At 56.7% G+C, this 23,707-nt stretch carries 19 protein-coding genes; 12 read left to right on the top strand and 7 right to left on the bottom strand.

Annotated elements, in window-relative coordinates:
- Positions 1-470: 470 nt before the first annotated feature.
- From MESS4_RS07150 to MESS4_RS07130, 6 genes are all read right to left on the bottom strand, one after another.
- Positions 471-698, bottom strand: coding sequence for a hypothetical protein (locus tag MESS4_RS07150; RefSeq protein ID WP_157385522.1), 228 nt, complete (start codon positions 696-698; stop codon positions 471-473).
- Positions 699-1,153: 455 nt separating this feature from the next.
- On the bottom strand, positions 1,154-2,539 hold the full coding sequence (locus MESS4_RS07145; protein WP_006328326.1) for an MmgE/PrpD family protein: 1,386 nt from the start codon (positions 2,537-2,539) through the stop codon (positions 1,154-1,156).
- Positions 2,540-2,772: 233 nt separating this feature from the next.
- Complete coding sequence (locus MESS4_RS07140) at positions 2,773-3,534, bottom strand: SDR family NAD(P)-dependent oxidoreductase (RefSeq protein ID WP_006328325.1); 762 nt, start codon at positions 3,532-3,534, stop codon at positions 2,773-2,775.
- Positions 3,535-4,359: 825 nt separating this feature from the next.
- On the bottom strand, positions 4,360-4,578 hold the full coding sequence (locus MESS4_RS33325; RefSeq protein ID WP_006328324.1) for a hypothetical protein: 219 nt from the start codon (positions 4,576-4,578) through the stop codon (positions 4,360-4,362).
- Between the two features lie 157 nt (positions 4,579-4,735).
- Positions 4,736-5,881 (bottom strand): M20 family metallopeptidase, encoded by a 1,146-nt coding sequence (locus MESS4_RS07135; RefSeq protein ID WP_006328323.1) that lies wholly within the window; start codon positions 5,879-5,881, stop codon positions 4,736-4,738.
- Between the two features lie 35 nt (positions 5,882-5,916).
- Positions 5,917-7,116: an aminotransferase class V-fold PLP-dependent enzyme gene (locus tag MESS4_RS07130; protein WP_006328322.1), complete on the bottom strand. Its 1,200-nt coding sequence runs from the start codon at positions 7,114-7,116 to the stop codon at positions 5,917-5,919.
- Positions 7,117-7,406: 290 nt separating this feature from the next.
- Between MESS4_RS07130 and MESS4_RS07125 the strand changes: the two genes are divergently transcribed.
- The 11 genes from MESS4_RS07125 to MESS4_RS07075 all read left to right on the top strand — a co-directional run bounded on the left by MESS4_RS07125 (position 7,407) and on the right by MESS4_RS07075 (position 21,396).
- Positions 7,407-7,868 (top strand): Lrp/AsnC family transcriptional regulator, encoded by a 462-nt coding sequence (locus tag MESS4_RS07125; RefSeq protein ID WP_006328321.1) that lies wholly within the window; start codon positions 7,407-7,409, stop codon positions 7,866-7,868.
- A gap of 82 nt (positions 7,869-7,950) precedes the next feature.
- Positions 7,951-8,205, top strand: coding sequence for a hypothetical protein (locus tag MESS4_RS07120; RefSeq protein WP_036240837.1), 255 nt, complete (start codon positions 7,951-7,953; stop codon positions 8,203-8,205).
- 41 nt (positions 8,206-8,246) lie between these two features.
- Entirely contained in the window at positions 8,247-9,743 is a 1,497-nt protein-coding gene (locus MESS4_RS07115; RefSeq protein ID WP_157385521.1) for an MmgE/PrpD family protein, read from the top strand.
- 498 nt (positions 9,744-10,241) lie between these two features.
- Positions 10,242-11,825: an ABC transporter substrate-binding protein gene (locus tag MESS4_RS07110; protein WP_006328319.1), complete on the top strand. Its 1,584-nt coding sequence runs from the start codon at positions 10,242-10,244 to the stop codon at positions 11,823-11,825.
- Between the two features lie 217 nt (positions 11,826-12,042).
- Positions 12,043-13,632, top strand: coding sequence for a GMC family oxidoreductase N-terminal domain-containing protein (locus MESS4_RS07105; RefSeq protein WP_006328318.1), 1,590 nt, complete (start codon positions 12,043-12,045; stop codon positions 13,630-13,632).
- Positions 13,633-13,792: 160 nt separating this feature from the next.
- On the top strand, positions 13,793-15,223 hold the full coding sequence (locus tag MESS4_RS07100) for an aldehyde dehydrogenase family protein (protein WP_006328317.1): 1,431 nt from the start codon (positions 13,793-13,795) through the stop codon (positions 15,221-15,223).
- A 249-nt stretch (positions 15,224-15,472) separates the two neighbouring features.
- The gene (locus MESS4_RS07095; protein WP_006328316.1) at positions 15,473-17,062 is read left to right on the top strand and encodes an ABC transporter substrate-binding protein; all 1,590 of its coding nucleotides are present in this window, start codon (positions 15,473-15,475) and stop codon (positions 17,060-17,062) included.
- A gap of 11 nt (positions 17,063-17,073) precedes the next feature.
- Positions 17,074-18,033: an ABC transporter permease gene (locus tag MESS4_RS07090; protein WP_006328315.1), complete on the top strand. Its 960-nt coding sequence runs from the start codon at positions 17,074-17,076 to the stop codon at positions 18,031-18,033.
- Positions 18,034-18,042: 9 nt separating this feature from the next.
- On the top strand, positions 18,043-18,867 hold the full coding sequence (locus MESS4_RS07085) for an ABC transporter permease (protein ID WP_006328313.1): 825 nt from the start codon (positions 18,043-18,045) through the stop codon (positions 18,865-18,867).
- Positions 18,867-20,537 (top strand): ABC transporter ATP-binding protein, encoded by a 1,671-nt coding sequence (locus tag MESS4_RS07080; protein ID WP_006328311.1) that lies wholly within the window; start codon positions 18,867-18,869, stop codon positions 20,535-20,537. Before MESS4_RS07085 ends, MESS4_RS07080 begins: the two co-directional genes overlap by 1 nt.
- A gap of 436 nt (positions 20,538-20,973) precedes the next feature.
- Entirely contained in the window at positions 20,974-21,396 is a 423-nt protein-coding gene (locus MESS4_RS07075; RefSeq protein WP_157385520.1) for a hypothetical protein, read from the top strand.
- 143 nt (positions 21,397-21,539) lie between these two features.
- Here the strand turns inward: MESS4_RS07075 and MESS4_RS34330 are convergent, their stop codons facing one another.
- Positions 21,540-21,779 carry a hypothetical protein gene (locus tag MESS4_RS34330; protein ID WP_006328307.1) on the bottom strand — a complete coding sequence of 80 codons (240 nt, stop codon included), beginning with the start codon at positions 21,777-21,779 and terminating at the stop codon, positions 21,540-21,542.
- A 1,247-nt stretch (positions 21,780-23,026) separates the two neighbouring features.
- Here MESS4_RS34330 and MESS4_RS07060 point away from each other — a divergent pair.
- Positions 23,027-23,404: a hypothetical protein gene (locus tag MESS4_RS07060; RefSeq protein WP_157385519.1), complete on the top strand. Its 378-nt coding sequence runs from the start codon at positions 23,027-23,029 to the stop codon at positions 23,402-23,404.
- The last annotated feature ends 303 nt before the right edge of the window (positions 23,405-23,707 follow it).

The raw sequence follows: 23,707 nt of genomic DNA, 5'->3' as shown, positions 1-23,707 counted from the left end.
ATCAGTGCGCAGATATTGCCAGACGTTCTTGCCGGCTGAGGTCGGGGCTCGCGCCGGCAGCCACCGCCGCGTGATGTTCCTCGGCACTCTCAGCTGCGCGGTCATATGTCAGCCCATCAGTCAAGCAGCAGGAAGGCGTACGTGCCGCGCGCCACGTGGCGGCTCAATTCGAGGAGCCTGCATAGGCAGGCTGCAGCGCCAGGCTGTTCTCTTGCTGCGCGTCGGGCAGGGGGCATCGAGGTAGGTATGCTCTTTGATCCCGCATGGACTGGCTTGCCCTTGGGCAGTTGAGGAGGGGGCGCCTAGCGTGCGCGGAAAGTCTTCTTTCGTCCGCGATCGAATGCTTTAATGCCGCACTGCGGATCGATACCCCGCCAGCCCGCTAGCGACCAAGTGCCATGTCGACGATTGAGCAAGTTCGGCCGACAAGCCCGGCTCGGGTACACAATGACACGGCATCCTTCAGTCCGTCAGAGCCATCCTCGTTGAAGCAAATGCGCCCAGTCCCGCAGCCTTGCCAATAGTCGGTGGACTTTTCGCCGTTCCGCCGAACGCCCGGTTCTCTGATCGTCACCTTCAAGGCCCTTGTCGCCATCCGGTTTGATGATCAACTGAAAGTGGGTCACCAGATACGGCAGATCTACGTTATACTCATCAATGGGGATGCCAACGTCGCGTCTCTCGGCATTATTCGACACGATGCCTCTCATGATGGCCAATGCGCGTTTGTTTCGACTCCTTAATTAGAGTAACTATCGAACTTGGCGAGGTCCCGTGGCAAGTTCCTTGCCGTCCGTGGAAATGGATTCCTCTACGGAATTTCATCCACTAGGTCTTAGCGTCGTTCGATAATCCAATTTGATAGCTGATGCTGCGTTCAGTGCTGTTGTCGGGTGTCATCTCCATCAGTCTCGTCCCAATATCTGACTAATGTAACGTCGCCGCCGTGGACAGCCGGGTCGGTATCGTTGGTCGAGTCATAGCCCAGGTGCTGCCCTCATGACTCGATGCCAACTTTCTGCCGTCTCCCGGCACGGTGGGACTGCCGCGGCGACTGAGGCCCGAGTGAAAATGCCTATGATATGCCTGCCGGCTTCTAGGTCGGCAGCGCGCGGCACCCGAACCCTATTGGCCATTACAAAAACAATGTAGGTCACTTGACAGTGAGCAGAGGAAGAACACTTGAGAATTGGTCAGCATGCTCAATCTCAAGACACCTGTCAATAATCTTATCGACTTGCGACTCAGGCAGCTTACCTTTTGCGCAAAGAAGGAATTTCTTACGCAAGTCCTCATCTGACATCGGGTTGCTGGGATCTCCCTTCAGATCTTTGGGATCGATGCGTTGGTACAGCTCTCGTCCATCTCGCGTCCGGATTCGCACTTCGGCGGCCGGTAGATTGGCATCGAACTCAGGACCATGCACTAGTTCCACGCGATCGATCAAACTCCGCACGCGCGGATCGGTAAAGTTGCTCTCTTCGTAAATTCCCGGGGTGATATCTCCGTGCAGCACCGCCATCGCCGTAAGAAAATAAGAACTATGGTCGGCAGATTCCTTATTTCTCGGATATTTTTTCACTAGATCCCCAGTGTGCACGACCGCGCGTTTATTGGTACGAATGGTGATCTTATCGATGTCGTCGGGGCTAAGATCATGGTTGCGAACCAGGGTCGTCGTTGCTTCCAGGTGTCCTAGCGTGGTTGACTCCGCCGGCACGTTCTTGATCTCCACCCGTGAAATAAACCACCGATCTCCCAAAGATTTTGGCAAATAACCTTCTGAGTTGCCTAGGATTGTATGACCAAAGCCCTTGATCCCTTCAATAATTCGCTCTGGTCCTGTAAATCCCTTGGCGGCCAGTTGACACGCGAACAAACCCATTTCGGAAAGTACGCCGTCTGCGATATTCTTCGTCATTACATATTCTTCCCCCGTGGCGTCCAGAATATCGAGGCCGACCGAGAGACTTCCCGCAATCCCCATAGCATTCGCTATTTGTTCGGCGTTCAACCCCATGAGCCGCCCAGCAATTGCGGCCCCGACATAAGGGTGTAGCGAGCCATGATGAAAGCCCCGGGCTTCGAGCGAAATCGTGAGGGCTTCGAGCATGCAGCCGTAGACTTGATAGCCGGCGACCAGAGCTTCTAGGAATGCTTTGCCAGAAGCGCCAACTAGCTCGCTGACCGCGATGGCAGTCGGCAACGAACCGCTTGGATGCCCGCCGGCAACATCTCCCGCTACGAGGGATATTGCCACCGTATCGTTGTAGTCGAGAAAGCGCATCATTCCTTGATTGGCCAGTATGGCTCCGCGCAATGGCACACGCGTGTTCTCACCCAAAATCGTAGCCTGCGCGGGCCCTTGCATCTCATGGGCGAAACCACGGCATATACGTCCAGTGGGGCTGTTAAAGCCTCCGACAATACAAGCAAAAGCATCAATAAGTAGATGCTTCGAATGGCGCGCGATATCATCGGGTAGTTTATTAAAATCCACCGCAAGCGCTACTTCGGCGAGATCACGCGCTACACTCATTTCCAGCTCCTTTTGGACATATTCATTTCTTGACTCATGTTAGTCGGGTAAGGGGCCTCGAGCCTCCTGACGTGATAGGGGCGCTCGTAATCGCCACCGAACCGCCTGGGTGGAAGCCGGCGCTAGGCTGGGATGAAGTGCCGATGTCGGCATTATCTCCAACGCATATTAGTCAATCTAGTAAACCTGGGTTATTTCATGCTTGCGACGTCGACAGTCGAGGCAATGCATAGTTACAGCATTGAGTCGCCGCCATCGACGTAGATTGTGTTGCCAGTGACGTACCCGCCCATCTCCGATACTAGGTACAAGCAGGCGTTCGCGATGTCTTCGACCGTACCGAGGCGGCGCGCCGGCAATGTTTCTCTTGCATGTCGATATATGTTTTGAAGGTCCGGATAGTTCTTCATATCTCTATCCGTATCGATCCAGCCGGGACATATGCAATTGGCTGTTATCCCGTCAGGACCGAGCTCGAGCGCAATTGATTTTGCCAAGATGAGCATACCCGCCTTTGCCACGTTTACGTGGGCGCGGTTCGGCATTGGGATCACTCCTTCTGACCCCGAAAGATGGATAATTCGTCCAAATTGTTTCTTGCGCATGTGGGGCACAACGGCCTTCGCAAGGTAGAAGGCGGAGTTCAAGTCAATATTGATGACCTTCTGCCAATCGTCGACAGATATATCTGTAAACGCTTGATGAGGCCTGATTCCCACATTAGAGACGGCAATGTCGACCGAACCGAAATGCTTGGCCGCTTCATCCACGACATGGGCAATTGCGTCTGGATCGGCCGCGTCTGCAAGGACGGCGTAGGATTCGACACCAAGCGCGCGGATCTCCGCGGCCACGGATTCAATCTTATCTTTATCGCGAAGTCCGTTAACAACGATATTCGCGCCAGCACGAGCCAGAGTTAGAGCGATTGCCTTTCCGATGTTTTGGCCTGATCCCGTGACGATCGCAGTTCGGCCCTTTAGATCCTGGGTCACGTTCTACCTCCTGCGCAATTGCCGACGCCGAACGCCGTCACAAGGCTGTGAAATTCGCCTACACTCACTTCCATCTCCTTTTTAACATACTCACCCCATGAGCCATCCGGGGTCTGCATCACGCTTTCAGTCTTGGAATAGGCAAGCTTGGAAATCGCTTTCAGAGCCTACCCAGTTAGCGAATCTTTTTGGCATAGATGCCGGGACAGTGAGAAGCTCCTCGCAACCTACACGTCCCCCTAATGCTTTGACGATAATATTAAGATCAGTGGGCCGCCTTGCGCGAATTACCAGGCATCGAACGCTGAAAATGAGCGCGTTTTCGTTGTGAACGCATATAATCGGCGATTGCTGGCTAGGAGTGGAGATTTCTCGTACTTGGGTCACAGACCGAACTGGTCGGCATTGTCAAAGTCAGTGCATCTGACCTAAGGGTCTGACGCTCCTCCAGTTTTTGGCAGAGCCCGTTCCCGTCTGAGGAGACGGACGAATGAAGCACTCACGGTTCGCGGAAGAACAAGTCGTCGCGATCTTGAAGGGGCAGGAGGAGGGGATGAGGACCGCAGATGCCTGCCACAAGTCGCGCGAATGCTTGACGAAACGCTGTTCTCCACCCTCTCGCAAGCGCGGACAGCAACTGAGAAGGAGGACTGCAACCGCGACAGAACAAAACTCAACGCTGGGCAAACGTCCCGCCCATGGAATTCGCTGTGAAAATGGCGCTCGGAACAGGCCGCTTGACGCCAGAAATGCAGCTCAGGACTCTCCGTCGAAGTGGAAGGAACAGGAGGGCCTCAGGTCAGCGCGCCACTATGCCCATCGTACCTATAGCGTGCCTGCCAATTCCATCGAGTTTGGCTGATACAGTTCGGCCCAGTTGAGCTGATTGACGAGGAGGCCGAGCCCAGTATCATTGCGGAATGCGCGACGCGCATCGCGGCTCTCAAGCGAAAGGTCGGCCAATGGGCCATGGAAATGTGCTCTGCCGAGGAACACGGCGTCAGCGAAACGCGCCGGTGACAACCAGAGTTCGTTAGTCGCCATCGGCTCTTGGCATGTTCCCCATATGGGAGTCGATCTACCAAGAAGCACTCCTACGTCGCGCCAGGACCAACTCTCAATACGCTGGCCGAGAGCCGAAGCTATGAATACGACCAGGGAACTAGCGGATCCAGTAAAGCGTCAGATGGTACAATGTTGCCTAGTAGCTCAGCATGATCTTTTGGTAGATTTCGACGGCCTTGGTCAGCTGGTCTATCTCCACGAACTCCTCGGTTGTATGGGCCTGATCGATACTTCCAGGGCCGAGAACAACGCAGGGAATTCCGGCCAAAGAGAGCTGGCTAGCATCTGTACCATAAGGGACACCGACGTACTTACCAGTCCCGGCAACTTCAGCACACGCCTTGGCTGACACCGCGGCAATCTTATTCGCCTCCGCGCTGAGGGGGGCTGGATCTTCCAAAGCGGGCAGCAATGACCGGACCTTAATTTTGTCAGCACCCTGGCGCAACCCTTCCAAGATGTTTTCCACCTCTTGCAGAGCGTCTGCCGGTCGTTCTCCCGGAATGAGGCGTCTGTCAATCCAGACACGGCATGTCGGCGGTACGGTCGCCAGTTCTGTTCCACCCTCGATCAGAGTGATTGTGAGGGTGGGTGGGCCTACCAATGGGTGTACGCGTTGGGACAAGGTTTCATTGATTTTGTTGAGCGCCAAAATAACCTTGGCCATTCCTGTTATGGCATTGACTCCGAGATGGGGCTTGGAGCTATGAGCGGGCACGCCCTCAACTTCAACCTGCCAGCGGACCGAACCTTTATGTGCGACGACAAGCTCCAGGTCCGTGGGCTCACCGACCACAGCTGCGTCATATGAAACACCTGATTGAGCGATCGCTCGCGCTCCTTTCTTGCGGTACTCCTCGTCCACGCTTGCGGCCAAGACGATCGTGGCTCGGGGCTTTCGCTCTCCGAGGGTGCTGAGAGCGATCAACATCGCCGCCAATGGGCCCTTGTCGTCACAACTTCCTCGGCCATATATCCTTCCTTCCCTTTCCTCCGGAGAAAAAGGGTCTGCCACCCAATTATCAACGGGCACTGTGTCCATATGGGATATGAACAAGACGCGCTTGGAGGGGTCTTGCCCTGGCACCCAGGTAAAGAAGTTCGAACGGCCGTCGGTTACCTCTTGATATTCATAAGGCAAATTTCGCTCTTGGCAAAAGGTCTCGAGAAATGCGGCGACCTTCTGTTCACCACTCCCTTGTGCTGACGCCGAAGGGTTGATGCTCTCAATTCTGATCAGTTGCTGGAGGAGCGCGACGGTCTGTGAGCTTATCGACGGCATAAATACTCCTAATCTTCTAAGGCGCAAATTGGCTGCTAGGACAACCAATCCTTGGTGAGGCGGACGACTTGATCGACCTCATCGGCGGTGTTGTACAGATGCAGCGAAAAGCGCAGCATGTCCCGGCGTATTGAGACGATCACGTGATTCTTCAACAAGTGCTCGTGGAGCAGCCGGATGCGGTTGTCGGCTGCGGGCGAGCCGCCGATGTTCCCCGGGTCCCCAAGAGCTACAATGCTTCCAGTGTGTTCCCCTGGGATACCGCCGCAAACCGGCAGACCGATTTCCAGGAGACCTGACGCCAGCCTCTTGGCGACCGATGTGACGGCTTGTTCAATAGCCGGTATGCCGATTTCCATCAGCTGACCCATTGATGCGTAGGCCGCTATGACGCCTGGAAAGTTGTAGTGGCCGATTTCGAAGCGGGGCGCGCCGGCGCGCAACTTTACCGAATCGAATATGGGAGCGGATTCTGGTGCGTTCCCCATGTCGACACTGAATCGCGCAAGGTAGACCGGGCTTAGTCGATCAGCCCATTCCTGGCGACAGTACAGAAATCCTAAGCCGTAGAGACCCATCAACCCCTTGTAGGTTGATGCCACCAAACCATCTACTCCCAGCCGAGCGACATCAGTGTGGAGGATACCAACTGATTGCGATGCGTCGACTAAAAGAAAGGCACCAACCCGCTTGCAAGCTTCGGCAATCGGCTCCATCACTGTCTTGAAGCCTGGGATCATTGTGACCGTTGACAGTGTGACAACACGGGTGCGAGCGTCGATGGCCTTGGCGACAGCGTCACAGGGAATTGAGCCGCTTTCGGCGTCTACCACCCGAAGTTCAATTCGGTGTTTGTCCCTGAGTTGCAGCCAAGGTAAGATATTGTTCGCGTGCTCCAATTCCCGGCAGAGGACAACATTGTCGCCAGGCTTCCAAGGAACCGTGTTTCCGATGATATTGATGCCTTCCGATGCGTTCTTCGTGACAGCGATTTCATCTTTTTCGGCGCCAATTAATTGAGCGAATCGCGAACGTGTCCGCTCGACGAGTTCCATCATTGCTTCTTCGTCATTCAGGCCATTCAGTCTATTCTCGAGGTGTTGATCCATGGACGTGCGTGTCGTCCTGGATATAAGCCCCTGATTGGCAACATCCATGTAAATGGCGTTATTGATGGCTGGGAACTCCTGCTGGAGAACGTCCAAGGGAAGAAAATGTTTCGACATGCCCGTCATCAGACCCGTGTTCGCGTGGAGGTATTTGTAGAATCTACTCAAATTGCCCAATTTCTACATTCAAAAAGCAACAAAAACTGGCTTTGCTTGAGATGCCGTCGAGCCACCTTGCGGGCGACCATACCTTTGGGGCCAGGTTCATCAAGGACAAGAGGGGTACCGCCGGGATGAGCAAAAGGCTTCGCTGATCGGACCATATTATGGCTTGATCATTGTGGAAGTGAGGCTAATATGCGCGGAGGCGAGCAGTTTTTCTGCGCAAATGACGCTCTTTTTGCAGTGAACGTGAAATGGACCTGGATCGAGTTGACCGGAAGCTTCTGAACGCAGTACAGCGCGACAATCGGCTTACGACAGCCGAGCTGGGCGAACTTGCCGGCCTTTCTGCGACCGCTTGTCAGCGGCGGCTGAAGCGACTTCGGGATGATGGTGTGATTGAGGCTGACGTTGCCATAGTCTCACCGCAAGCCGTTGGTCGGCCAATGCTCATGCTGGCGTCTATCAGCCTAGAGCGCGAGCGGGTAGATATCATTGATCGCTTCAAGCAAGCGGTTCGGCGCACGCCTGAGATCATGAGTGCGTATTATGTGACGGGTGAGGCCGATTTCGTCCTCATGATTTCTGTGCGCGACATGGCTGAATATGAGGCATTTACACGTCGATTTTTTCACGAGTCTGATATCAAGGCAGTTAAGACGATGGTCGTAATGGACCGCATTAAGGCATCGTTCGCTCTGCCTATCGAGGAATAACGACGGTACTCGCTAGCTTCGAGTATTAGCAGCACTTTGCTTTCTCGAGCATGGTACGAGGTGGTCGTCACGTGGACCTTGGATGGCGGTAAAGTTCGCCGGTGTTTTTCTTATCTCGAAGAGTTATTTTGCTCGCCGCACGAGTGCGGCCGCCGCCGGCAACATCGCCACCCCCCTCCACCCGTGCTTGAGCACTACGGTGCCGAATGACACAGCCGAGATGACCGCCGGCGTGTCGGCGATCTCCCCTTCTTTGGAATTCTACGTGGCGCACGAAACATCAAGAACGCAGTTTTCCTGCGTTGAAACAGGTGGAATTGGGCAAATCGTCTGCTAACGGGCCCTACGTTGAAATGCTGGCAGCTCTGGCTCCGTCGCATGGATGGGATTGCCCGAGATCGTCTCGAGGCGAAGTGTCGAGCCAAGCAGATCGACCTGCTTGCGCAAGGGCTTCGATCCGCATCGCTTGGAGGTTTGGCAATGGATGTTACGACGCGAATTATTCGGCACGTTCTCAATTCCGGATTAGAGACGATACCAGAGAAAGCGATCGAACGAGCTAAGCTCTCCATCCTCGATACGATTGCCTGTGCGATCGGAGGATCGAACGATCAGATTGCTCACAGCGCGCGCCAACTGGGGGCGTTATCCGGTGGCAAGCAAGAATGCACAATTTGGGTTTCCGGAGAAAGGCTTCCATCGAGCTTGGCGGCACTCGTCAACGCTACGACAGCTAGAGCCCTCGATTTTGATGATACCTACGAGATTGGCATTAATGGCTGCCATGCAAGTGCGTATAATGTCCCGCCGGCGTTGGCACTGGCTGAACGCGATCCTTCTATAACCGGAGGCGACTTGCTGTCGGCCCTTGCGACCGCTATCGACCTGCATATTCGTCTGGCGCGCAGCATCACCACCAATGCCATAGACACGGGCCGTGACAATATGGTCGCTGTCTGGGGCGCCACAGCGGTTAGTACCAAGTTGCTACGGCTGGACGAACAGAAAACGCGTAATGCGTTCGGAATTGCTTACGCCCACGCTGCAGGCGAATTCCAAATGTATGAAGAGAGTGCACATACGGTGGCGTTGCAGCAGGGATTAAGGGCCCGCTCAGGCCTTGAGTCCGCACTCTCAGCGATGGTGGGCTTCAACGGTCCGCGAGACCCATTCTTTGGTAAATCCGGATTCTACAAGGCCTTCGAACCAGACTACGAGCTAGCGATGCTTTTGGACGGGCTTGGTTCCGACTATGTGAACGCTTCCATTAGCTTTAAGCCTTGGCCGTCATGCAGGGCTACGCATCACGGGATCGATGGAATGCTTCAACTGCGTGAAAGGCACAACTTCACGGGTGACGATATTGTGTCAATTGAACTCGGAATGAACCAGCGCGCCAGGAGCGTTGTCGCACAGCCCCATGACCAAAAGTGGAGCCCAAAGGACCCTGTTGTAGCGCGTTTCAGTCTGCCTTACGCCGTCGCTGTGGCGGCGCAGCATGGAAGCGTCGCGATTGCCGATTTTCGCAAGGAAACGCTTATGGATCCGGCTGTGCGGGAGATCATGGCTGCCACGAAGGTGGAGATTGATCCTGAGATCGATCGCACAAACGGGCGCGACGGAAATTCGCCGACAACAGTTACTGTGAATCTAAGGTCTGGAGAAAAATGTTCCATTCGCGTGGACAAGCCGTTCGGGCATCCGGAGAACCCGGCTTCGCTCGCCGACGGTATGCGGAAGCTGGAGGCTTGTGCCGAAATGTCGATGGTGTCGTTCTCCGAAAAGCAACTAGGGTTGATCGGCGAGTTCATAGACGACCTCGATAAGCGGCCCACATTGGCCCCGTTGTTCGATCTCCTGGTTGGCAGCAAATAGGGTAGTGCCTGACGACTTCGCGACTTCGCGCGACGTTTGGCGTTTTTTCAGTCGGATATCAGAACAATGTCTATGCTTTCCGCACATGACGGCCTGGAACTTGCGGATGTCGACATACACGAGTTCGCAATCGTAATCAGCCGAAGTCCCTGTGGCCTGCCCGAGCCCCGAAAACCCGCCCAATAGCGTTTACGGCGCAGACATGGCGGGCTCTCGCGTCTTCGCGTGGCGGCCGGGTCGTCGAATTCGTTGCTTGCGATCAAACAAGCAGTTGGGGTTTCACACCTTCTACAAACTCATCGCGGTGGAAATCTCGTAGTCTCACCACCAGCGCTGCCGTTTATGCGTATGGAGCAAAAAAACGCCGATTTGCTGCGTTCACAAGCAGGATTTGCATAAAGTTGGCCAGTTGCGCTGGCATACCATTCAGATCGTAAGAAGGAAGCCAAGCCGCATCGTTTGCGCTAGGGCGACACTTCACAAAAATGGGAGATATCTATGTCGCAGGAACTCGACTATCTCAGCCGCCGCGTCGCTGCAGGAGCGCTGAACCGACGCGAATTTCTCGGCCGCGCCACGGCGCTCGGCGTTAGCGCCACCTTCGCCAACTCACTGCTTGCCGGTGCTGCGTTTGCCGAGGGACCCGTTCGGGGAGGCCTTATCAAAGGCGGTCTCAGTGGCGGTGAGGCGACCCAAGACCTTGATCCGGCGAACTTTATGATGGCGCCATTGACCTTCGGCAAATGCTGGGGGGAATATCTCGTTGCAGTTGATGCTGATGGCGGACTGGAGCACCGCCTCGCCGAGGAAATCGGCTCGTCGAAGGACGCTAAAGTTTGGACCTTCAAGATCCGTCAGGACGTGGAATTCCACAACGGCAAGACTGTTACTGCGGAAGACGTGAAGGCCACGATGGAACGTCATTCGGACGAGAAATCGAAGTCCGGGGCCCTTGGTGTCTTGAAGGGAATCGAGAGCTTCAAGGCTGACGGCCGAAATTTCGTCATAACACTCAAGGAGCCGAACGCCGATCTGCCCTACTTGATGACCGACTTTCATCTAGTCATTCAGCCCAACGGAGGCAAAGATGATCCAACCCAAGGCGTCGGCGCCGGACCGTACAAAGTGACCGTCAACGAACCCGGTGTTCGGCTGGGCGGCGAGCGCTTTGCTAATTTCTGGCAGTCAGACAAGATGGGCTTCGCCGATCAGATCGAGCTCATTATCATAAACGACGACACCGCCCGCATCTCCGCGCTACAGGGCGGCCAAGTCCACATTATCAACGCGGTCCAGCCCAAAGTCGTTGATCTCATTAAGCGCGTACCCACCTTGAAGATCGAGACCGGATCGGGTCCCGGCCACTATAATTTCGCCATGTTCTGCAATACGGCGCCCTTCGACAATAATGATGTCAGGATGGCGCTCAAGCTCGCCATCGACCGCGAGGAAATAGTGAACAAGATCCTGCGCGGCTACGGCACCGTCGGTAACGACTTTCCGATTAACGCCGCCTATCCGCTCTTCTCAAACGACATCGAGCAGCGCGTTTTCGATCCGGACAAAGCCAAATTCCACTATAAGAAGTCGGGCCACAGCGGGCCGATCCTGCTGCGCACGTCGGACGTTGCTTTTTCCGGCGCCGTCGATGCCGCCCAGCTGTTTCAACAAAGTTGCGCCAAGGCAGGCATTACTCTTGAGGTCGGACGTGAGCCTGGCGATGGTTATTGGGCGGAGGTCTGGAACAAGAAGCCCTTCTTCGCGACCAACTGGCGAGGACGCCCGACGCAGGATCAAATGTACTCCACTACCTATCTTTCTACGGCGGAATGGAATGAATCGCGTTTCGTTAACGAAAAGTTCGACAAGCTTCTCATGGAGGCGCGCGGAGAACTCGACCAGGATAAGCGCAAGGCCCTCTATCGCGAGATGGGTATCATCGTAAGGGACGAGGGCGGCGAGATCATCCCCATGTTCAACCAATCCATCGACGCGACTTCGGACAAGATCGGTGGATTTGTCGGCGGCCGTGCTGAGTTGATGGACGGCTATGCGTTCGCCAAATGCTGGCTTAAGGCGTGATCCGTAGCGCGGCGCGTAGGCCCTTGTGAGACTCCTGGGTGTCAGCGCGTCGCGTTCCGCCTGCTTTTCCTCACTGTTGATCTTGCCGGCATGCGCGTCTGACCGACGACGTCGTCTAACCGGTCGGTAGCAAGGGATGCTGATGTAGGTGATTGCCTTTTGGAATTATCCAACGCCTAGTCTTATGTACGGACTATGAAGTGGCCAAGGTTAAACAATGGAATTTGACTACATCGTCGTAGGTTCGGGCAGTGCGGGATGTCCAGTCGCCGCACGGCTCGTGGAGAAGGGAGCCCGCGTCTTGCTGCTCGAAGCTGGCAAGCGTGAAAAACTCCACGTAACGCGGATCCCGGCATCGTCGATGTATACCGTGGGCAACAAACGCTATGACTGGAATTATATAACGGAGCCGGATCCGACGCGTAACGGGCTCAAGGAATCATGGCCGCGTGGCCGCGTCCCGGGCGGCTCGTCCGCCATCAACGGTATGATCTTCATTCGCGGCGCACAGAGTGACTTTGACGCTTGGGGGAAGCTCGGCAACAGCGGATGGGATTGGAATTCGGTACTTCCTTACTTTCGTAAGATGGAGACTGCGGACAAATATACAGACAATGACGCCTATCGCGGGGGTATGGGTCCACTGCACGTCTCGACGCTGCGTTGGCGCATCCCGGTTGCCGAGAAATTCATCGAAAGTCTTGTGAAATTGGGCGTCCCACATAGTCCTGACCTCAATGGAGCCTCACATGAGGGGGTTTCTTGGAACCAGGGCTCTACGAAGAACGGCATGCGCCATTCAGCATTCGACGCGTACGTTGGCCCGCTTCAGAAAGACCCCAATTTGGTCGTCATGGACGACTCCTTAGTCAACAGTCTGATCATGGAGACGAACCGTGCGAAGGGCGTTGTTTTTACGCGCGGTGATCAGGTCATCCGCGCAAGTGCACGACGCGGCGTCGTACTGTCTGCTGGTGCACTTAATTCGCCACAAATCTTAATGCTGTCCGGCATTGGCGATCCCGGCGAACTTTCGAAGCATGGGATAACGACCGTTGTGGCCAGCCCCGAGGTGGGCCAGAACCTTTTAGAGCATCCGTGCCTCCATGTCCTTGCGGAGATGAACATAAAGACCGGAAACGCTTACGCGTCGGGGCTTGGACGGATTCGGGCGTTCGCAGAATGGGCTTTTGCAAGGAAAGGGGTGCTCACTGAATCCCTGGCGCAAGTCATCGCCTTCCTTAAGTCTACTCCTGACCAAAAGGTTCCCGATCTCCAATTCCATCTGTTGGCCTTCGGGTTTCTATTAAAGAATGGGAGGCGGCACGTCCCACCTCGAAATCTTGTAACCATCTATGCCAATGTAAACCATTCAAAAAGCAAAGGCTATTTGGCGCTTCGATCGAATGATCCCCGGGACCCTATAGCTATCTATCCCCGCCTGCTCGATCACCCAGACGACCTAAAAGGTGTTTTGCTCGGCCTAGATTGGGTTCGGCGCCTGGCTTCCACACCGCCCTTCGGCAGTCATGTTCTCCAGCTTATCGACGTCCCTGCTCGTGAAGCGGGGCGTGAGGCCGACGAAGAATATGTGCGCAGCTCGACTGGACCAGGCTTCCATCCCGTCGGCACCTGCCGCATGGGCATCGACGACCAGGCCGTCGTGACTCCCGACCTACGTGTGCGGGGGACTGAGGGCTTATGGGTTGCGGATGCGTCGATATTCCCAACGCATATTGCAGGCAACACCAACGCGACGTGTATTATGATTGGTGAGCGCGCGGCAGACCTTATCCACCCCAGCTGAAAAGGATTGTCGTTGCCGCCACGATACCATTGGCGGCCTTAGCGGAAAACTTCTCCTTGAACCTGAGGACGTCCGCCAAGGTCAGTAAGGGAATTTGTATCGAATTCGTGGACACCCGGCGTCACAAGACAATCAGGCAAAAAGTTGACAGGAGCGAGAATTGCAGCACGAGCGCGAACACTATGTTAATGGGGAGTGGGTCGAACCCTTGGAGTCAAACCTAATTGACGTGTTTGATCCCTCGTCTGAAGAGGTATTCACGCGGATCGCTGGCGGCGGACCAAAGGATGTTGATCGCGCTGTGGCTGCCGCTCGGGCGGCGTTCCCTCAATTTTCTATAACTACCCGGCGCGAAAGAATGGATATACTGCAGTCTATTCTTACGGAATACGATAGGAGGCAAGAAGACATTGCCTCGGTGCTTTGCACTGAATTAGGTGCGCCGCTTACAATCGCCCGCGAGTGGCAACTGGCATCGGCTGACCTTAGAAGCGTCATAGGGGTTCTGGAAAACTATCAGTTCGAAGAATTGCAAGGAACGACTAAGATTATCCGAGAGCCGATCGGAGTCGTGGGGTTGATCACGCCTTGGAATTATCCGGTTCTTCAGATCATAATGAAGGTTGCTCCAGCGATTGCTGCGGGTTGCACGATGGTGCTCAAGCCTTCCGAAGTGGCTCCGCTGAATGCTATTATCTGGTCCGAAATCATGCATGCTGCTGGTGTGCCCGCGGGCGTGTATAACATGGTCCAAGGTGAAGGCGCTGTCGTGGGCGAAGCGATCTCAGCGCATCCCGGAATAGAAATGGTATCTTTTACCGGCTCGACTCGCGCCGGTATGTTGATTGCTCAGTCGGCCGCGAGAACGGTCAAACGTGTAGCGCAGGAACTTGGAGGAAAATCGGCGAATATTCTGCTGCCGGATGCGGACTTTGAAAGCGCTGTCACGAAGGGTGTGCTCGGAGTGATGCGCAATAGCGGTCAAGCTTGCAGTGCACCCACTCGTATGTTTGTTCCAGCAGACCGCCATGACGAGGTGAAGCGGATTGCAAAGGCGGCCGCAGAACGGCTGATCGTTGGGGATGTACATGACCCCAAGACGAACATCGGTCCAGTAGTCAATAGAACCCAATTCGACAAGATTCAGGGCTTTATCCACGCTGGCATCCAAGAGGGAGCTGATCTCGTCACCGGCGGACTTGGTAGGCCGGAGCATCTGAACCGAGGCTATTTCGTGCGCCCCACAATATTTGCCAATGTCAATAATGACATGACCATTGCCCGCGAAGAGATTTTCGGGCCGGTTCTATCTATTCTGCCGTACAGGGATGAGGAAGAGGCGATCGACCTTGCGAACGATACGATCTTTGGCTTGGCGGCATATGTTCAATCGTCCGACCTTTCACGCGCCCGCAGGGTGGCAGCCCGTATGCGGGCAGGCACTGTGCATATAAACTATCCAGCATTTGACAGAGCCGCGCCCTTCGGTGGCTATAAACAATCGGGGAATGGGCGCGAAAATGGCAAGTGGGGCTTAGAGGAGTTCCTCGAAGTGAAGGCGCTGCTCGGCTACGACGCCCCTACGGCGTAAACCGTCGCGGCAATGAGGCCGCGTGACTTCGTTTGCGCTTCGTTTAGTCGGGCCGAGCCCATGCTCACTATGAGCGGAATTTTCCAACCATAAAAGCGTCATTGTGCGTCTCGGACGAGAAGACGCCCAATTCCTGCATCGATAGCCTGGACATTTGCTCACCGCCGCCCAGTGACGTTGGTACCCTCATCAATGGCCCCGCAATGTCGGGCCCAGTGGGAACAAACGGTAACAAGGAGTATCATCCCGATGTCGCAGGAAATCGACTATCTCAGCCGCTGCGTCGCTGCTGGTCGTTTGAACCGCCGTGAATTTCTCGGCCGCGCGACGGCTCTCGGTGTCAGCGCCTCCGTCGCTAATTCGCTTTTTGCCGGGGCCGCTAAGGCGCAGGTGCCCAAGAGCGGCGGTATCCTGAAAGCTGGCCTTCAAGGCGGTAGTGCCGCGGACAGTCTCGACCCAGCGCTTACAGCAGGCGCACCTCCAATCACCTTTGGCAGATGTTGGGGCGAGATGCTGATGGAGGTGACCCCCGATAACGGCCTTGAGTACAGAATCGCTCAGGAAATTGGCTCGTCGAAGGATGCCAAGACCTGGACTCTGAAAATTCGGAAAGGCATCCAGTTCCACAACGGCAAGGAAGTGACGCCTCAAGACGTTGTCGCCACGCTAGAGCGTCATTCCAACAAGGAGTCGAAATCCGGGGCCTTGGGCATCCTGCGCGGGATCGAAGCCATCAAAGCCGATGGTCCTGACGTCGTGATAACGCTCAAGGAACCCAACGTTGATCTGCCCTACCTGATGACTGACTATCACCTGATCATCCAGCCCGATGGCGGCAAGCACGATCCCGCCGCAGGCATCGGGGCCGGTCCCTACAAGGTCGCTGTCAACGAGCCGGGTGTGCGGCACGTTGGCGAAAAGTTCAGGGATTACTGGCAGGGCGACAAGATGGGCCACGCCGATCAGGTCGAAATCACCGTCATCAACGATGCCACAGCACGTATTGCTGCCCTGCAAGGCAATCAGGTGCACATGATCAACCGCGTCGAGCCGAAGGTCGTCGAAATGGTGAAGCGGGTCCCCGGCATCACCATCCAGAATGTGACCGGGCGCGGTTGCTACCTCTTCAATATGTTCTGCGACACCGCGCCGTTCGACAACAACGATGTCAGGATTGCCTTGAAGCTTGCCTTAGACCGCGAACAAATGCTGGACAAAATCCTGCGCGGCTACGGCACGGTCGGTAACGACTTTCCGATTAACGCCGCCTATCCGCTCTTCTCAGACGACATCGAGCAGCGCGCCTTCGATCCGGACAAAGCCAAGTTCCACTATAAGAAGTCTGGCCACAGCGGCCCGATCCTACTTCGGACGTCGGATGTTGCCTTTCCTGGCGCCGTCGATGCCGCGCAGCTCTATCAGCAGAGTTGCGCCAAGGCCGGCATCACCCTTGAGGTCAAGCGTGAGCCTGGCGATGGTTATTGGTCGGAGGTCTGGCAAAAGCAGCCCTTCTATGCCTCCTACTGGACCGGGCGCTCAACGCAAGACCAGATGTACTCGACGTCCTATCTGTCGACAGCTGAATTGAACGACACGCACTTCACCAACGAGAAGTTCGACAAGCTTCTCGTCAAGGCACGCGGAGAACTCGACCAGGAAAAGCGCAAGAACCTCTATCGAGAAATGTCTATGATCCTCCGCGACGAGGGCGGTGTTATGGTACCGTTCTTCAACCAGTTCATAGACGCAACGGGGCCGGATGTGAAAGGCTTCGTGAAGCATCCAGCGCGAGATATGTGCAACGGCTACGCACTGGCGCAATGCTGGCTTGAACCGTGAACAGCATGCCTATGGGTTCGCCTGTTCTGAGGCTGGTTGCCCAGCGCATTGCGCTGGGCATCCTCCTTCTGTTGGCCGTTTCGGTCCTGATCTTCGCCGGCACCCAGATCCTGCCCGGGGATGTTGCACAAGCCATTCTCGGACAGTCCGCGACGCCGGAATCGCTCGCCAATCTGCGCGAGCAGCTCGGTCTCAACGACCCGGCCTATGTCAGATATTTCCGCTGGCTCGGCGGCGTGGTGACCGGCGATCTCGGAACCGCCATGTCGAGCGGCCAGGACATCGCAACCTCGATCAAGGGACGGCTGTGGAACACGCTTTTCCTGGCCTTCTGGGCGGCGATCGTGGCAATTCCGCTAGCTGTCATCCTCGGCCTGATCGCCGTGCGTTACCGCAATGGCTGGGTCGACAAGCTGATCTCCGGACTGGCGCTCGCGTCGGCGTCGTTTCCCGAATTCTTCATCGGCTACGTGCTCGTCTATTTCTTTGCCGTGAAGTGGCAAATCTTCCCTGGCATCTCCACCGTATATGACAGCATGCCGTTCGGCGAGCGCATGCAGGCGATCGCGCTGCCGGCGACGGCACTGACCCTGGTGGTGCTCGCCCATATGATGCGCATGACGCGCGCGGCGATCCTCAATGTCATGCAGTCGGCCTATGTCGAGACGGCGGAACTGAAAGGCCTGTCGGCCTTCAACGTCATTCGCAAGCATGCCTTCCCGAACGCGATCGCGCCGATCATCAGCGTTGTCATGCTCAACCTCGCCTATCTCATCGTCGGCGTCGTCGTCGTCGAGGTGATCTTCGTCTATCCCGGCATGGGGCAGTATCTCGTCGACCACGTCACCAAGCGCGACGTGCCGGTGGTGCAGGCGGTCGGCCTGGTCTTTGCCGCCGTTTACATCAGCCTGAACATCATTGCGGACATTGGGGCGATCGTCGCCAATCCGCGTCTCAGACATCCAAAATAGAGGGCGGGTATGCTCGATATCAAACGCATCCCTATCCCCGCGCTGATCGGCATCGTGCTGACGACACTCTTCGTGCTGGCGGCGCTCTTCGCGCCCTGGATCGCCCCACACGGCAATGGCGAGATCATCGGCGACGTCTGGGAACCGATGTCATCGGCACATTGGCTCGGCACCGACAATCTCGGCCGTGACCTGCTGTCGCGCATGATCTACGGCGCCCGCATCACGCTGTTCATCGCCGTGCTGGCCACCGCGCTGTCGTTCTCGCTCGGCGCCATTCTCGGCTTCTCGGCGGCGGTGTTTGGCGGCTGGTACGACACGCTTTTGTCGCGGCTCGTCGATCTGCTGATGTCGATCCCGACACTGATCATGGCCCTTGTCGTGCTCTCGGTGCTGCCGACCAATCTGATAACGCTGATCCTGGTGATGGGTATTCTCGACTCGACCCGCGTTTACCGCCTGTCGCGGGCGGTGGCCGTTGATATCAACGTCATGGACTATGTCGAGGCGGCCAAGTTGCGCGGCGAAGGCAGCGGCTGGATCATCTTCCGCGAGATCCTGCCCAACGCCCTGTCGCCGCTGGTTTCGGAACTCGGCCTGCGCTTCATCTATGCTGTGCTGTTCCTGTCGACGCTGTCCTTCCTCGGCCTTGGCGTACAACCGCCGGATGCCGACTGGGGCGGCATGGTCAAGGAAAACAAGGACGGCATCGTCTTCGGCATCGGGGCTGCGCTCATCCCGGCGGCGGCGATCGCCATGCTGGCGATCTCGGTCAATCTGGTCGCCGACTGGGTGCTCAACCGCACGACAAGCCTTAAGGGAGGACGCGGCTGATGGCTGACACCAAAGCGAAGCCCGGGCAACCCAAGCAAGGCCTGTTGCTCGACATCCGCAATCTGCGCATCGAGGCCACAGTGTACCCGCCCGGCGAGCCGCCGAAGAACATCGTGCTCGTCCATGACGTGTCGCTGACGCTTGAAAAGGGCAAGGTGCTCGGCCTGATCGGTGAGTCCGGCGCCGGCAAGTCGACCATCGGCCTGTCGTCGATGGGCTATGGCCGCGGCGGCGTGCGCATCACCGGCGGCGAGGTGCTGCTCAACGGTCGCGACATCCTCAAGGGCGGCAAGGAAGGTTTTCGCAAGCTGCGCGGCCGCGAGGTTTGCTATGTCGCGCAATCGGCGGCGGCGGCCTTCAACCCGGCGCACAGACTGATGGACCAGGTGGTGGAAGCCACGCTGCTGCACGGCACGGCGACACGGGCCGAGGCCGAGAAACGCGCCGTCGCGCTGTTCAAGAAGCTCAGCCTGCCAAACCCCGAGACCATCGGAGAACGCTTCCCGCACCAGGTCTCCGGCGGCCAGCTGCAGCGCGTGATGACGGCGATGGCGCTCTGTTCCGAACCCGATCTGATCGTTTTCGACGAGCCGACCACGGCGCTCGACGTGACGACGCAGATCGACGTGCTGGCGGCGATCAAGGAGGCCATCCGTGACACCCATGTCGCCGCACTCTACATCACCCATGACCTTGCCGTCGTCGCCCAGGTGTCGGACGAGATCATGGTGCTGCGGGACGGTAAGAAGGTGGAGCACGGCGAAACCCGCCGGATCATCGAGGCGCCGCGCACGGACTACACGAAGGCGCTGGTGTCGGTGCGTTCGATCGAGCATGAGGAGAAGGAACTGACGCCGACGGCTCTGTTGTCGGTTAGGGGCGCCACTGCTGCTTATGGAGGCGGCGTGGTGAAGGTTTTGCAGAACGTCTCGGTTGACGTCCGTCCCGGCCAGACACTCGCTGTCGTCGGCGAGTCGGGTTCCGGAAAATCCACCCTTGCCCGCGTCGTCACGGGGCTGCTGCCGCCCATCTCTGGAAGCATCACCTTCGCCGGCCGCACGCTGGCACCCAGGCTCGCCGCGCGATCCAAGGATGATCTTCGCGAATTGCAGATGATCTACCAGATGGCCGACGTGGCGATGAATCCACGCCAGCCCGTCGGCACCATCATCGGCCGACCGCTCGAATTCTATTTCGGCATGCGCGGCCGCGAGCGCGACCATCGCGTCGCGGAACTGCTCGACGAGATCGAGATGGGCAAGGGCTTCATGGACCGCTACCCGGCCGAGCTTTCCGGCGGCCAGAAACAGCGCGTCTGTATCGCCCGCGCGCTTGCCGCCAAGCCGAAACTCATCATCTGCGATGAGGTGACATCGGCGCTCGACCCGCTGGTCGCCAACGGCATTCTCAAGCTGCTGCTCAATCTGCAGCAGCACGAGAAGGTCGCCTACCTCTTTATCACCCACGATCTGGCGACGGTGAAGTCGATCGCCGATTCGATCGCGGTGATGTATCGCGGCGAGGTGGTGCGCTATGGCGCCAAGAGCAAGGTGCTGACACCGCCCTTCGACGCCTATACCGACCTGCTGCTGTCCTCCGTTCCAGAGATGGAGATCGGCTGGCTGGAGAAGGCGATCAAGGGACGCCGCATCGAGAGTGGGGGACACTGAGCTTCACCCGGACGCCGGGATGAGGCTACATGCTGTGCCTGGTACTAGATTGCCGACCGGTTGCGAAAAAAGGTAGATAGGCACGCCAGCTCCGGGGAATTAGGCAGAACTTTGGGGCCGGCTTCTCTATTGGCATGGTCGGCATGCTGCGCACGATACAAACCAGATCCACGCCTACTCCCAGACAACTTCGACATACAGACCCCTTGGCGGAGAGAATCAAAAACAGTCTCGCAAATGCTACAGCAGCGCAAGCATCGACATAACGAAGGGGCTGGAGCTGAGTGGCCCGATTAAACGGCATCTCGGCTGTACGCTGCCACTGGGTCGGTTACACCACCGCAGCCTGCCGGAAAATCGATTGAGGCTGGTCCGACCGGGCAAATCCTGCAAAAGAGCGCATCGAATGCGTATTTCCTGCTCCGGGCGCGTATTCTTGACGGATTGCGTACTCCATCGCATGTTTCTAATGCCGCCGCTGCATCTCCAACGGCTTGAATGCCGGCTGATTTATGAAGATTTCGGGGGAGGCCACGGTCGAGACCCGGCTGGCTGCCGCCTAGAGATTTCGAGCGCTGATCCACCGGCGACAGGCTTGCAGTGTCAAGAAGCGCTTGAAATCGCGGCGGCACAGTTCGACCTGCAATCTCATCTCAGAATGGCAAGCGGTGCCGATCATGACGCCGAAGTCTTAGCTGGAAAAATAGAAGCTGGGATGCATTTCACGCCTTGCATGGTCATTAAGTTATTAGACCGAAACGCTGACTATGCTGAAATTTCGCTGTCGGCAGAATGTGGGCGTCACGGCGCCGCAGGCATACTTGCCCGCAGAGATATTGCGATCCGAGAACAACCCTAAATTTGAGTTTTGGAGCAATCCTTATGACTATGCATCGTGACGGTCCCGCATCGCCGCTATTTCAGTCCATTGCGTTCGATGGTAAGCGGTGCGCCAAGGCACCTCCCAATATCGTCTTGTGATGCGTCTAGGTAGGTCAGCCGTTAGTCGGCGCGCCGGCGGCGATCACTCCGGGTTGCATAGCGGGTGACATAATGGAGTTCGCGCAGGGCGGGGATGACGAGGGCAATGTCTTTGTACGCCTCGTGCTCGATGAAGTGCGCGGTCTCGGGCCCCGGCCTGGGCTTGCCGAGGACGGGTTTCCCCCTTTTGTCGACGCAGTAGATCAGGATCGGCAGCTGCAGGCCGTGGTTGGGTTGTCGAGGTCGAGTAGTCGTTTCCATTTTTTGATGTTGAGATTCATGGCCGCGTAGAACCCCTGGCACCACGGCCGGGGGTCGATGCCGCCGCTGGGCTTGGTTGCGAAGCGGGGTGCATAATCCTGCGGTCTGTCGAAGAGCGTCTCGTTGATCCGGCTGTGGATTCTGCCGACGCTGGCAAACACGGCGTGATCGGTTGCAGAGCCTTTGGCCAGGACGTCGCGCGGCAACCCATGAGCGGGCACATCCAGTCTTGCGGGTCCGGGTAGCACGGCCCGGTGACCGCCGCTGTTACGAAGCCATCCAGCGCCGACATGGTCCGCACCAGCGTTCGGTTGGTCTTAGCAGCCATCCAGGCCTCGAGCGCCTCGTCCGACAGCGCCATGTCATCGAGCGCGCTCATGCCGCCAACGGGAGCGGCATCTCTTCGCGGCGCGCCCAGTTCCATGGCATCAGCTCGTCCCAGCGCGAGGATGCACTGAGCGCCTCTGAGCAGCCGCGACCTATCAGTAACGCAGCTTCCTATCGTTTCCCCATAGAGTGGGGGATCCGTCAACAAAGGGTTTCTTTGAAGAAGGCCCCTGAATGAACTTCGTTTGGGCGCTTGAGAACCGATATCCAGAGAATGCGGTTCAAGCGATCAGATTTGAACCGGTGTCTGGGACCTTGATCATTTCCGGCGTCGCGGCTGGTGACGCCAGTTCAATGCCGCTTCTAGGAGAGAGGCGCAAAAAGCTATCTTCCGCATTCCGGCCGAGGCCGGCCTAGACAAGACTTTGGACGAGCATGGTTTGCACAGCCAGATCCAGCTGGATCTCGGCCAGGTTATTTCCGCGAAGCCAAATATCCCGTGAAGCAGTGGGAAAACCCGCCAAAACTTAGAACCAGAGGCAAGCACTTCTGAAATCCTTGTTGAATATGCGGCACGTCCTGACGCATTGCTCCCATCTTTTTGGGAAGTAGACAGTCCCGGAATCTGACATTCACAACGCTAAGGAGAGCATACCCCAGGCGATAGTGCCAGCGGACCAGCGCGTCGTTATTCGTGTTGTCGACAAAGGTAAGAACAAGCCTGAACCTGTTAAGCTTCATGCGCATGGACCGGCAGGTGAGTACTCGCACCGACCACCGGAAATCGCAATCCGAACCCGAGATGGTTTGAGAATTACAGCACCAAGTTTTGGTATGGCAACCATTTATCGACGTACATCTCAAGGCAGACCACAATCGAGCTGTCTCTAGGTGATGTGTACCTGGAGGGCACGAAAGGCTTGAGGTTCGGCCTCCGCAAGAAATTCCACGTAACGCGTGAAACAGAGGTTATTGCCGTAGAAATCGAACGCGTCCTTCCGTGGCGGGACGACGGTTGGGTTACCGCCGATACTCACGTGCACTTCCTTGCACCTGCCACCGCCATGCTGGAGGGCGCCGTTGAGGGTGTGAATCTCATTAATCTCCTTGCTACTCAGGTGGGGGAGATGATGACCAATGTCGGCGGCTTTGACTGCAAGACCACGTTTGGGGGCATCGCTGCTGGAGGCGATGGCGAATACCTCGTGGGCACGGAAAACCGCCAGCGGGTGCTCGGTCACATTTCGCTCCTTGGCTATTCCGGCGATATGATCGTTCTGTTGGCTGCGGGGGCCTGATGAATCAGCGATAGGCGATGCCGTCAGTTCCCTGACAACGGAATGGGCGCAGCAATGCAGGAAGCAGGGCGGGATTGTTATCCTGCCTCACTTTCCTGATCCCCGAATGGAGAATGCGGCGACGATCGTATTGTGAGAAGCAGACGGCATCGAAATGATGTCATGAACTGACCTTTACAGCGGCATCGATCCCTATTCACTCTCCGACTGGTATCGTTATCTCAACAATGGCTACTACGTCCCGTGGTGGCGGCACCGATAAGATGTCTGCAGAATCTGCCGTGCGTACGATTCTGGCCTATG

This window comes from Mesorhizobium sp. STM 4661 (assembly GCF_000359125.1).
Taxonomy (GTDB): Bacteria; Pseudomonadota; Alphaproteobacteria; order Rhizobiales; family Rhizobiaceae; genus Mesorhizobium.
This window is presented reverse-complemented; position numbering and strand designations above follow the sequence as displayed.